This is a genomic window from Adlercreutzia caecimuris B7 (assembly GCF_000403355.2).
GTDB lineage: Bacteria > Actinomycetota > Coriobacteriia > Coriobacteriales > Eggerthellaceae > Adlercreutzia > Adlercreutzia caecimuris.
This window is the reverse complement of sequence record NZ_KE159646.1, coordinates 297358-309228: the sequence shown is the minus strand read 5'-3', so window position 1 is coordinate 309228 and position 11871 is coordinate 297358. Positions and strand designations below refer to the sequence as shown.

At 63.7% G+C, this 11871-nt stretch carries 9 protein-coding genes; 1 reads left to right on the top strand and 8 read right to left on the bottom strand.

The features are described 5' to 3' along the window. Nucleotides 1–276 precede the first annotated feature (276 nt). The 8 genes from larE to C811_RS17245 all read right to left on the bottom strand — a co-directional run bounded on the left by larE (nucleotide 277) and on the right by C811_RS17245 (nucleotide 11458). Nucleotides 277–999: an ATP-dependent sacrificial sulfur transferase LarE gene (larE, locus tag C811_RS05435; protein ID WP_016308503.1), complete on the bottom strand. Its 723-nt coding sequence runs from the start codon at nucleotides 997–999 to the stop codon at nucleotides 277–279. A gap of 93 nt (nucleotides 1000–1092) precedes the next feature. Then, on the bottom strand, nucleotides 1093–2169 hold the full coding sequence (locus C811_RS0102775; protein ID WP_016308502.1) for a TIGR02452 family protein: 1077 nt from the start codon (nucleotides 2167–2169) through the stop codon (nucleotides 1093–1095). A 57-nt stretch (nucleotides 2170–2226) separates the two neighbouring features. Continuing rightward, the gene (ychF, locus tag C811_RS05430) at nucleotides 2227–3300 is read right to left on the bottom strand and encodes a redox-regulated ATPase YchF (protein ID WP_016308501.1); all 1074 of its coding nucleotides are present in this window, start codon (nucleotides 3298–3300) and stop codon (nucleotides 2227–2229) included. A 109-nt stretch (nucleotides 3301–3409) separates the two neighbouring features. Then, nucleotides 3410–4792 (bottom strand): sodium-dependent transporter, encoded by a 1383-nt coding sequence (locus C811_RS05425; protein ID WP_016308500.1) that lies wholly within the window; start codon nucleotides 4790–4792, stop codon nucleotides 3410–3412. A 220-nt stretch (nucleotides 4793–5012) separates the two neighbouring features. After that, on the bottom strand, nucleotides 5013–6134 hold the full coding sequence (locus tag C811_RS05420; protein WP_016308499.1) for an aldo/keto reductase: 1122 nt from the start codon (nucleotides 6132–6134) through the stop codon (nucleotides 5013–5015). 57 nt (nucleotides 6135–6191) lie between these two features. Then, nucleotides 6192–7007 (bottom strand): tRNA pseudouridine(38-40) synthase TruA, encoded by an 816-nt coding sequence (gene truA, locus C811_RS05415; protein WP_016308498.1) that lies wholly within the window; start codon nucleotides 7005–7007, stop codon nucleotides 6192–6194. Then, nucleotides 7007–10513 carry a DNA polymerase III subunit alpha gene (dnaE, locus tag C811_RS05410; protein WP_016308497.1) on the bottom strand — a complete coding sequence of 1169 codons (3507 nt, stop codon included), beginning with the start codon at nucleotides 10511–10513 and terminating at the stop codon, nucleotides 7007–7009. Before dnaE ends, truA begins: the two co-directional genes overlap by 1 nt. A 714-nt stretch (nucleotides 10514–11227) precedes the next feature. Next, nucleotides 11228–11458: a helix-turn-helix domain-containing protein gene (locus C811_RS17245; RefSeq protein WP_022926382.1), complete on the bottom strand. Its 231-nt coding sequence runs from the start codon at nucleotides 11456–11458 to the stop codon at nucleotides 11228–11230. A gap of 83 nt (nucleotides 11459–11541) precedes the next feature. Between C811_RS17245 and C811_RS05405 the strand changes: the two genes are divergently transcribed. Then, nucleotides 11542–11799 (top strand): hypothetical protein, encoded by a 258-nt coding sequence (locus C811_RS05405; protein WP_016308496.1) that lies wholly within the window; start codon nucleotides 11542–11544, stop codon nucleotides 11797–11799. Nucleotides 11800–11871 lie beyond the last annotated feature (72 nt).

Below are 11871 nucleotides of genomic sequence, written 5' to 3'. Positions count from 1 at the left end.
CGATTTCCGTAAGTCAACCGAATTATGATAGCAAAAGGCCGCTTCCCGAACGGCGGCACCCACCCCAAGGGCGAAGATTTAACAGGATGGATGCTCTGGGCAGCCGATTTGGCGCAAATTGTCGGTTCCGGTGCAAAGTAAAAGCCCTTTTGCTTCGCGGGCGGGAGAAAATGGCGCGAATTGCCGGTTATGGTGCAGTAATTCGCATGCAACGCCGCACGCCTCCCCTCTTGTTGCACCAGAACCGACAATATGTGCCGTTTCAGCGCCTGAGCCCTACAGTCCCCGCATCTGGGCGGCGTCCAAGGCGGATTGAGTGATGGGCTCGCCTTCGGGCACGTAGACGGCCAGGCAGGGAAAGCTCGGCTTGGCGGACATGAGGGCGCCCGCCTCCAAGCCGAACGACCTCTCCAAGTGCGCGAGTACCGCGCGCACGTTGGCCTTGGTCATGCCCGCGCGGCGCAAGGGCGACACTATCCCGGCCTCAGCGAGCGCCTTGAAGCCGGGGCGACGCGCAGGGTCATCGGAGGCATTGGTGCCGTCGACGATGACCGTGAAGCCGTCGGTGGCAGCCGCCTCGCGCACCTTCTGGAAGATGAAGCGCTTGCAGCGGTAGCAGCGGTCGAGCTGGTTCTCGCAGATTTCGGCCTGCGCAAGCACGTCGGCCTCCACCACCGTGAGCGGCACGCCCAGCGCCTCGGCCACACGCCGGGCGTCATCCAGTTCGAAGTCCGGTTGGAAGGCAGTCTTCACCAGGTAGGCACGCACTTCGCAGCCAGCGAGCTTCGCCGCCGCCAGCAGAAGCGACGAATCGCAGCCGCCGGAGAAGGCCACGGCCAGCCTCGGCTCCCGAAGCAAGTACATCTCCAACGGCTCGCCGAACAGATGCTGACCGGGCCCCACATCCTCGGTGTCCTCGGCGATATGCGCCTCGTAATCGGCGGCCGTGCGGTTCTCCTCTAGTGAGCCAGCCTTCCTCACATCCATGGGAACACCCACCGCAATCTCTCCTTCCATGCACGCGGACGGCCCGAAGGCCGCCCGCCCGGCCTGCCCGGCCCATAACCGCCGCAGGCAATCATTCGATTTCGTTTAGCGCAGCGTGATGCCCTCGGGCAGCTCGACGGCACGCCAGTCGTCGTCGGCTTCCTCGTCGCGCTCGACGACCTCCTCGATCGTCGCCGGCTTCTCCTCCTCGACGCTGCCGAAGGCGGCACGGAAGGCATCCACGTGCATGCGGGGCACGGCGAACACCACCCGGGGCACCGCGCCGGGATGCTCGCCGATCCACGTGCGAATCAACTCGATCACCTGCGCAGACGGGTATCCGTTACGCCCGCAGCCGAAGGCGCCCATGATGAGCGTCTGCACGTTGTTGGCCGCGGCAATGCGGAAGATGGTCTCGATGCGATCGGCAAGCGCCTTGTCGCACTCGCGCTCGGAACGGTGGTTATCCAGTGCGTAAGCGCGAATGGGCTCGGCGATGACCAGCACGTCGGCGCGGCGCGTGTCCCCCTCGCGGGAGAACAGCACCTCGGGCACGTACAGGGCGCGGTCGGTGAACAGCGAGCCACGACGGTAATCGCGGTTCTTGTCGTAGAAGTCGCGTTTGTGGGCACAAAGCACCGGGTACAGGTTGCTCTCGGAACACAGGATCTGCTCGGGGCCGAAGGCGCCGTCCTCGTAGGCGCCGCCAGGACGCGTGAAGGCGCCGGGATCCACGATCATCGTCTTGCCCTCGCCGTCGCGGTACAGCGCCTCAGGAGCGAACGACGTCACCACCTTCGCCACCGTCTCGGTCGCCGCCGGCACAGCAGCTGGGCCGTCATCGACAGGCGCATCCGCCGCCTCGGCCATCTCCTCAGCCGCGACGGCCTCTTCGCGCGCTTCCTCGTTGCCCACCTGGGCACCGTCGGCGTCGGCCTCGGCCATCGCCGCGGCCTCCTTCGCTGCGGCGGCCGCCTCGGCGCCCCACAGCAACCTGCGGCCCTCGCCCTCCTCGTAGATACGGGCAGCCTCAATGGCCTCGTCGGTTTCCTTTCCGAAGGCCGCCTTCATCAGCCCTGTGTGCCGCACCGCCTCTCGCCGGCGCTCCTCACGCTGCGCTTCCCTATCGGGTCTCGCGCCCCTGCGCTCACGCCCGTTATCTCGATCGCTGAAACCCGCCATCTAGCACTCCTTTCCGCCAAAGCGACACAGCAGGGGGATGCCCGCCGCCGCCCGCTCTTATACGTTAAATTTGAAATGCATGACGTCGCCGTCCTGGACGACGTAGTCCTTGCCCTCTTGACGCAGCTTGCCGGCATCGCGGCAGCCCTTCTCGCCGCCCAAGGCCACATAGTCCTCGAAGCTGGCCGTCTCGGCCTTGATGAAGCCGCGCTCGAAGTCGGTGTGGATGACGCCGGCGGCCTGGGGAGCCTTCGCACCTATGGGGATGGTCCAGGCGCGGGTCTCGGTCTCGCCACTCGTGAAGTAGCTCTGCAGGCCCAGAAGCGCGTAGGCCTCGCGGATGAGGCGGGCCAGGCCGCTCTCGGCAAGCCCCAGGGCCTCCATATACTCCTTCGCCTCTTCCGGGTCCATCTCGGCCAGCTCGGCGATATCGGCCTCCACCTTCGCGGAGATGGGCACGGGCACACAGCCGTCGATCTCGGGCAGCTCGGCATCCACCGCGCCCTCGTCGACGTTGGCGATGTAGAGCATCGGCTTCATGGTGAGCAGGTGCAACTCGTAGATGGCCGCCACCTCGTCGTCGGTCAGCCCCAACGTACGGGCGCGATGACCCTCGTTCAGGCCCTCGAGCACCTTTTTGGCGACCTCCAGCTTCGCCACGCCGGCCTTGTCGCGCTTGGCCTCCTTCTCCAGACGCGGGATAGCCTTCTCCACCGTGGCGATGTCGGCCAAAATAAGCTCGGTCTTGATGGTGTCCACATCGCTTTGCGGATCCACCTTGCCGGCCACATGGGTCACATCCGGGTCGCCGAAGAAGCGTACCACCTCGGCGATGGCGTCGGTCTCGCGGATGTTCGCGAGGAACTGATTGCCCAGGCCCTCGCCCTGGGAGGCGCCAGCCACAAGCCCGGCGATATCCACGAACTCCACCGTGGCGGGCACGATCTTCGCCGGATGATCGATCTCGGCCAGCGCATCCAAGCGCTCGTCGGGCACCGGCACGATACCGACGTTGGGCTCGATGGTGGCGAACGGGTAGTTGGCGGCCAGGCCGCCCTTGTTGGTCATCGCCGTGAACAGCGTGGACTTGCCCACATTGGGCAGCCCCACGATACCGATTGAGAGAGCCATGGAAATCCTTCGATCCGATTGGTTTCAGTGATTGACTATCCTACCGCAAAACAACGAAGAGCGCCCACGGGGGCGCCCTTCGCCATGGAATTCCAACGGGCCTGCAACGCTACATCGCGAAGAACCCGAACTGAGCGGCCACGTAGGCCACCAGGATGATGATGACGAGCACCGGGGCGATGTACTTGATCATGATCGTCCAGGCACCGGCGGCAGTGAACTTGCTGGAGATGCGCACCTCGTCGATGATGGCCTTGGGCTTGATGATCCAGCCGACGAACACGCAGGTGAGCAGCGCTACGATGGGCATGAGCACCGAGTTGGAGATGAAGTCGGCGAAGTCGAGCATGGAACTGCCGGCCCCGAGCGGCTCGATGAAGGAGGCTACGTTGTAGCCGGCATTGATGATGACGCCGGCGATGACCACGAACGCGATCACGATGCCGAGGGCCTTCCCGCGGGAGCACTGCAGGCCGTCGTGCACGATGGAGACGAGGGTCTCCACGAGGGAGATGGCACTCGTGAGAGCAGCGAACAGCACCAGCAGGAAGAACAGAAAGCCGATGATGGTAGCCATGCCGCCCATGTCGACGAACACCGTGGGCAGCGTCACGAACATGAGGGAGGGGCCGGCCTTGGCGGCCACGGCGTCACCGGAGCCCATGGCCACGAAGGCCGCGGACACGATGAGCAGACCGGCGATGAAGGACACGCCCAAATCGAAGCCGCCGATGCGCAGCACCGAAGAGGTGAGGCTGTCCTGCTTGCGCATGTAGGAGCCGTAGGTGATCATGATGCCCATGGCCAGCGACAGGCTGTAGAACATCTGGCCCAAAGCACCGATGACCAGCTCCGGCGAGAACTTGCTGAAGTCCGGCGTGAGGTAGTACAGCGCGCCCTCCACGGCACCGGGCATGGTGAGCGTGTAGATGGCAATGCCGATGGCCATGATGATGAGCGCCGGCATCATGAACAGATTCGCCTTCTCGATACCGCCCTTCACGCCCAGGCCTACGACCACGAACACGATGGCCATGAACAGGAGCATCCAGATGTAGCTCTCCGCGCTCGAGGTGATGAAGCCGGTGAAGAAGTCGCCGCCATCAGCGAGGGCAGCCGGCCCGTTCACCAGGTAGGCGGCCGTGTACTTCGTCACCCAGCCGCCGATGATGCAGTAGTACGGCGTGATGATGAAGGGCACCGCCGAGGCCAGAATGCCGATGAAGGCGTACTTCTTGCCGAAGCTCTTGAAGGCTCCGATGGCGGACTGGCCGGTCTTGCGGCCCAAGGCCGTCTCCAACAGCAGCAGCGACACGCCGAAGGTGAACACGAGCACCAGGTACGTGATAAGGAAGGTGCCGCCGCCGTACTTCGCCGCCAGATAGGGGAAGCGCCACATGTTCCCCAGGCCCACCGCCGAGGCGGCCGCGGCCAGAATAAAGGCCCACTTCCCCGACCAGGAAGCGCGCTGCTTCTTCATTTCTCCTGCCATGGTTATCCTTTCCCATTTCCAGGCACTCCCCTGTGCCTTTCCCAACAAGCGGAACGGGCGGCTGCATCGCGCTCGCGGTGCAGCCGCCCGTCGAAACCGTGTGATTATAGCGTGAAACCGCTGAGAGACGCCCGCTTTTCCGGGGAAAGGGGCGGCTCGCCGGGGGCGAGGGTGCGGGATACTCCGATTCGCTCAGTCGGCGGCTCCGACCCCCGGGCCCCTACTCGAAGAGCTCTGCGGCGCGCTCAAGCTCGCTTACGATGGCGATGTGCTGGGGGCACACGCTCTCGCAGGCGCCGCACTGGATGCACGCGCTCGCCTTGCCGGCGCCGGTGTTCCAGTTATAGTTCTCCTGGGCGCGGTAGGCGTCGCCCATCTGGTCGTAGATATTGAGCGACTGCATGATGGTGTTGATGTGCACCCCTTCCGGACAGCCCTTCATGCAGTAGCGGCAGTCGGTACAGGGCACGCCGGGCAGGGCCGCGAGCGCCTCGCGGGCCGCCTCGATCACCTCGTACTCCCCCGCCGCAAGCGGCACGCCGTCGCGCATGATGGCCGCGTTCTCGGCCACCATCTCCGGCGTGTTCATGCCCGAGAGCACCGCGATCACGCCCGGCAGCGAGCCGGCGAAGCGCAGGGCCCAGGACGCGAGCGGGGCGCCCGGCTCGGCCGTGCGCAGAATGTCGGCCACCGGATCGGGCAGCTTCACGAGGGTGCCGCCCTTCACCGGCTCCATGACGACCACGGGCAGGCCGCGTTCCAGGCACACCTCGTAGCACTTCCGCGACTGGATGATATCGCTTTCCCAGTCCACGTAGTTGACCTGCAGCTGCACGAAGTCAACCTCGGGGTGCGCATCCAGCACCTTCTCCAGTTCCTCGGCGTTGTCGTGGATGGAGAAGCCGAACCGTTTGATCTTCCCCTCGGCCTTCTTCTCGGCGCAGAACTCCCACAGACCGTACTCCTCGAAGGGAGGCGTGAGCGACTCGCCCAAGTTGTGCAGCAGGTAGTAGTCGAAGTAATCCACGCCGCACTCCGCCAGGGAGGTGTCGAACATGGAGCGGGCCTCCTCGGCGTTCTTGGCAAGCCAAGCCGGCAGCTTCGTGGCGATAGTGAACGATTCGCGCGGGTAGCGCTCCACAAGGGCCTTGCGAAGGGCCCATTCAGACTTGCAGCCGTGGTAGCCGCGGGCGGAATCGAAGTAGGTGAACCCCGCGTCCATGAAGATGTCCACGAGCTCGCAGCATTTGCCGATGTCGATGGATGTGGGATCGTCCGCGTCCCTGAGCGGCAGCCGCATGAACCCGAACCCGAGCGGCGCCAGCTTGTCGACCTTCTCCATGGGAACCCCCTTCTTTTATGCGCACGCGCAAAATATAAGTGAGTCCATCATAGCAGGTTAGTACGCCACACTCCAGAAGACGAGGCCCTTTGCCGGAGCGTTCTCGCCGGCGGCTTGGCGGTCGCGGGCGGCGAGCACCTCGGCCACCCAGTCGGGGTCGCGCTGGCCTCTTCCCACCATGGCCAGCGTACCCACGATGGTGCGCACCATGGAGTGGAGGAAGGCATTGCCCCGCACGGTGATGACCCGGTGCGGCTCGCCTAAGATCTCCTCGGAGGCGATGGATATCTCGCTCACGTTGCGACACGTTGGCTTGCCCACCGCCGAGGCGGCCATGCAGAAGCTCTTGAAGTCGTGCTCACCGATAAGGTGGGCCGCACCCCGCTCCATGGCGGCAATATCCAGGTTCGGGCCCACATACCAGGCAGTGCGCTCGGTGAACACCGGCGGCGTGTCGCCGGTGGCCAGGAAGTACCGGTACTCGCGCCACTGGGCATCGAAGCGAGCCGAGAAGCCGCGGGGCCGCTCGTCCACCGAGCGCACCACGATGCCTTCGCGGGTCAGCGCGTTCAGCGACCGGCGCAGGTTGTGCAGGCTGCGGCCGCGCAGCTCGTCGCCATCCACCTCGAAGGAGACCACCTGCCCGCGCGCGTGCACCCCCGCATCGGTACGCCCGGCACACACCACGTCCACCGGACGGCGGAACAGCAGCGCCAGAGCGCCTTCCAACTCCCCCTGCACCGTAAGCTGCCCCGGCTGCTTCGCGAACCCCGCGAAGGGCGCCCCGTCGTAGGCCACCGTGCACGACAGCGTCTGCTCCCGCTCGCATTCAGCAGCCCGCTCTTCCAAAGTGGGACGGTGAATCTCTTCCACTACGCGATCATCACTTCCTGCTCGAACAGATCCCGAATCTCTGCCTTCATGATGGGCGATTGGGCATCTACCGACACGGGCAGCTCGGCACGGAACCTACGGCCGTCGGCCTGCTGCACCATGAGCACCACAGCATCGCGGCCGGGATACGACCGCAAGATGCGGCTCAGGCGCGCCGAGCGGTTCTGGTCGAAGGTGCGCGAGGGCACGGAGAGCTCCAGATGGCGCGGGCGGGCATCCTCTTCCCGCAGCTCCAACGCCTCCAGCTCGAAGGCCATGATTTGGCTGCCGCGGTCGTTCACCTCGAACTTGCCCTTCACCTTCGCGATGACATCCTCCTGGATGACCTGGGCGTTCTCGTCGTACTTGAAGCAGATGCACTCGCAGGAGCCGGTCGTGTCCTCCAAGGTGAAGGTGGCCATCTTAGTGCCGCGCTTCGTCAGCTTCACCACCACGTTCGAAACCATGCCCACGAACACCGCGTTGCGGATCTCCTTGGTGCGCTCGGACAGGTCGCCCATGGTGAACTTCGACAGACGCGAGATGGTGCCCTCGTAGGGGGCCAGCGGATGCTCGGACACGTAGATGCCCATGATCTCCTTCTCGTAGGCGAGCTTGGTGCGCTTGTCCCACTCCACACCGTCGGGAGCAGGCACGTCCTCCTGGAAGCCCGAGTCGGCGTCGTCGGCGAACATGTCGAACATGGACACCTGGCCGCGGTCGCGGTCCTTCTGGCGCTTGGCGGCGCCCTCGAGCAGCGGCGTCTCCTCGATGAAGTGCATCATCTGCTTGCGGGTGTAGCCCGTGGAGTCGAAGGCGCCGCCCTTGATGAGCGCTTCCAGGGTCTTGCGGTTGTAGGCCTTGGCGTCCACGCGGTTCACGAAGTCGTGCAGCGACGAGAAGGGCCCGTTCTCCTCGCGCTCGGCGATGATGGCGTCGGCCACGTTCTGGCCCACGCCGCGCACGCCCACCAAACCGAAGCGGATGCCCTCGTCCACCGGCGTGAACTCCGCGCGCGACGAGTTGATGTCCGGCGGCAGCACCGGCGTGCCGTTGTGGTTGCAGCTGGCGATGTAGCGGATGAGCCGGTCGGTGTTGCCCATGTAGCTCGTGAGCACGGCGGCCATGAAGTCGTTCGGGTAGTGCGCCTTCAAATAGGCCGTGCGCATCACCAGGATGGCATAGGCGGCCGAGTGCGACTTGTTGAAGGCGTACTTCGCGAACTTCTCGGCGTCGTCCCAGATCTTCTCGGCGATCTCCAGCGCGTAGCCGTTCTCCACCGCACCGGAGTTCCAGTCGGCCTGCAGCTGGCGCATGACGTCAATCTTCTTCTTGCCCATGGCCTTGCGCAGCTTGTCGGCCTTGCCGGCGGAGAAGCCCGACATGGCCATGGACACCTGCATGATCTGCTCTTGGTAGACCATGGTGCCGAAGGTCTCCTCCAGGATGGGGCGCAGGCGGTCGTCGTAGTAGTGGGCCGGCGTCTTGCCGCTAGCCACCTGGATGTAGTCTTCCACCATGCCGGACTCCAGCGGGCCCGGACGGTTCAGGGCGATGGAGGCCACGACGTCGGAGAAGCGCGTGGGTGGCAGCCGCGCGAAGAGGCTCACGTACAGGGAGCCCTCCACCTGGAACAGGCCGTCCATGTTGCCGGACTGCATCAGCTTGAAGGCAAGCGGGTCGTCGGTGGGAATCTCCTCGGGAATGATCTTCTGGCCCGTGCGCTCCTCGATGTTGCGGCAGGCGATGGACAGCACGTCCAAGGTGCGCAGGCCGAGGAAGTCCATCTTCAGAAGGCCCAGATCGGGCGTGTAGTGGCCGTCGTACTGGGTGATGATGCCGCCGCCCTTGGTATCGCGCTTCATGGGCACGTGATCGCTCATGGGGTCGCGGCAGATGATGGTGGCGCAGGCGTGCACGCCCTCGCCGCGCACATGGCCCTCGATGGAGCGGGCCGCGTCGATGATGGTCTTCACATCGGGCTCGGTCTCGTAGGCCTTCTTCAGGTCGGGGTTCGTCTCGAGCGCCTTGTCGATGGTGATGCCCAGCTCGTCGCCGATCATCTTGCAGATGCGGTCGCCCAGGCCGTAGGCCTGCTTGCGGGCCAGATCGGCATCGAGCCCCTGGGCCAGCTGCAGCGTGCCCGACAGCACGCGGGCCGTATCGCGCACGGCATTTTTGGCCTGCAGGGTGCCGAAGGTGATCACCTGGGACACGTGGTCCTCGCCGTAGACGTCCTTGATGTGGTTGATGACCTCTTCGCGGCGGCCCTGCTCGAAGTCGACGTCGATATCGGGCATCTCCACGCGCTCGGGCGAGAGGAATCGCTCGAACAGCAGGCCGTTGGGCAGCGGGTCCAAGTCGGTGATGCCCATGGCGTAGGCCACGATGGCGCCTGCCGCCGAGCCACGGCCCGGCCCCACACCGATGCCCTGGGAGCGGGCCCACTCGATGTACTCCTGCACGATGAGGAAGTAGGCCGGGAAGCCCTGCTGGATGATGACGCCCATCTCGTAGTCGGCGCGCTCCTGGGCCTCGGCGGGCACCGGGTCGCCGTAGCGCTTCACGAGGCCTTCCTGCACGCGCTTGCGGAACCACGACTCCTCGGTCTCGCCCTCGGGCAAGGGGAAGCGCGGCAGGATGGAATCGCGCTCGAGCACCACGTGGCACTTCTCGGCCACCTCCACCGTGTTGTCGCAGGCCTCGGGGAAATCGGCCATGGCCTCGCGCATTTCCTCTTCGGTCTTCATGTAGAACTGGTCGTTCTCGAACTTCATGCGCTTCTCGTCGTTCACCATGGCGCCGGTGCCGATGCACAGCATGATGTCCTGGGCGCGCGCGTCCTCCTTCAGGAGGTAGTGAAAGTCGTTGGTGGCGATGGTCTTGAGCCCCGCCGCCTTGGCCACGGCGGTCAGCTGGTGGTTGAGCTCGGTCTGGGTGAAGCCGGCGTCGGTGCGGATGCCCTGGTTCTGCAGCTCGATGTAGAAGTCGCCCTCATCGAAGCAGCTGGCGAACTTCTTCGCCCACTCCACCGCGTCGTCGAAGCGACGATCGTCCAGAAGCTTGGGGATAATGCCGGCGATGCAGGCCGACGACCCGATGATGCCGTGGCCGTACTTCTGCAGCATGCTGAACGTGGTGCGCGGCTTGTAGTAGAAGTTGTCCACGTGCGACTCGCTCACGAGCTTCAGCAGGTTGTGGTAGCCCTCGTTGGTCTTCGCCAGCAGCAGCAGGTGGTACAGCTTCGGCTTCACGTCCTTGCGCAGCGACTCGTCGGTGGTGAAGTACACCTCGCAGCCGAAGATGGGCTTCACGCGCTTGCCCGTCTCCTTCTCCACCGCGTCGCACGCGTCGGAGAGCTCCACCATGCCCGACATGACGCCGTGGTCGGTGACGGCCACCGCCGGCATGTCCAGCTCGGCGGCGCGGCGCACCATGTCCTTGATGTGCGTGAGGCCGTCGAGCAGCGAGTACTCGGTGTGGTTGTGCAAGTGTACGAATGCCATAGGGTGTCCGCCCCTTCAGTCGGGTCTCGGCGCACGGAGTTCGATTGTAGTGGGTTATGCGCGCGTATCGTGTCATGCTGGGTCGGGAAGGGTGCTCGCCGCAAGCGCCGAAGCGCTCGCGCGACCCCACGCGGCCGCTCTCAAGTTCCGTCAGTTTCTCGGGTGCCATGATACCAGCCCGCACACCCCAGGCGTGCGAACAAACAGTGGGTTTTGCATGGATTGCCTGAGCGACGGGGCAAAGAGCGCCGGAGAAGCGGTGCTCAAAAGAAGGTCTCTCGATCAATTCGTCGCCGATACCGTAGAAGCCACTCTTTAGGGTTATAAAAGAAGTCGCAAAACTCTACAGTACAAGGAAATCGAGTGCGAGCCATCTTAAACCGGAAACGGCAACCCTGTCATCGACACGCCGCAGAAACTCGTACCTTACTTTGGAAGAAGCTGGGAATCCGCTCTGCATAGAACGGCGCAGACCTCTGGGTATTTGCGTTGCAGCCTCATCGTTACCGGCGAGCCGGCGTGGTAGGATTAAGCCGTTCAATCCTCATCGTCTCCCGAATGAAAAGCAGGCTCCTTTATCTAAACTCTTTCGTGCGCAACCTCTACTACCACGATGGCCCTCCCGCCGAAAATCAAGGCGATCCAAAGGGGAGACGTATCAGGAGTATGCCCTCGTACCTTGAACGCGCATGAGCGCAATATGCTCCGCTTGAATCAACTTAGAGCGGCGTCGATATCCCGCATAAGACGCCCGATGGAAACATCAAGGGCGTGGGCGTAGTCGAATATCTCGCTGAGATGCAGGCTGCGCTCACCTGACTCGATTTTCGACACAAACGACTGCGGGCGCCCGAGAGCCCCTGCCAGCTGGCTTTGGGTATATCCCTGCCGCACCCGTGTCTCTTTCAGGCATCGGCCAATAGCTCTGTTTGCGTCGACGTTCATTGTCGAGCACGATACGTTAACCTTGACTATATCCCAATTTAGGATATTATTTCACCGAGAGAATTGGAGGAAAAGAGGATGCCATGAGGGTATTGGTTGAGGAAGAGACGCCGTCTGCTGCAGAAACAACATTGATTCTTGCGGCAATGCCGATTATCTTTGGCTCATTTGCCGTCATGGCATGGGAATTACCTGGAAATGCGCTCTCTCCAATTCAATCTTTGCCCTGGATTCTTCTCACGGTGATCTATTTCGTTACCGGCGTTGTATCCATAAAAGGCTTTGCTGCAATTGCTCGGACCAAGAGCTATTTTCAAGAGACCAAAACCGTCTGGCTGTAGCTTATCGGCTTTTTTGCCGCGCCCATCATACTCGGACTCTTTGCTGCGGCGCTTCCTGAGAAAAAGCGACGA

Excerpts from the sequence above, each read along its gene's own strand:
- C811_RS0102775 (WP_016308502.1), bottom strand. The coding sequence starts at position 2,169 with ATGGCGGGTTTCAGCGATCGAGATAACGGGCGTGAGCGCAGGGGCGCG.
- ychF (WP_016308501.1), bottom strand. The coding sequence starts at position 3,300 with ATGGCTCTCTCAATCGGTATCGTGGGGCTGCCCAATGTGGGCAAGTCC.
- C811_RS05425 (WP_016308500.1), bottom strand. The coding sequence starts at position 4,792 with ATGGCAGGAGAAATGAAGAAGCAGCGCGCTTCCTGGTCGGGGAAGTGG.
- C811_RS05420 (WP_016308499.1), bottom strand. The coding sequence starts at position 6,134 with ATGGAGAAGGTCGACAAGCTGGCGCCGCTCGGGTTCGGGTTCATGCGG.
- dnaE (WP_016308497.1), bottom strand. The coding sequence starts at position 10,513 with ATGGCATTCGTACACTTGCACAACCACACCGAGTACTCGCTGCTCGAC.
- C811_RS17245 (WP_022926382.1), bottom strand. The coding sequence starts at position 11,458 with ATGAACGTCGACGCAAACAGAGCTATTGGCCGATGCCTGAAAGAGACA.
- C811_RS05405 (WP_016308496.1), top strand. The coding sequence starts at position 11,542 with ATGAGGGTATTGGTTGAGGAAGAGACGCCGTCTGCTGCAGAAACAACA.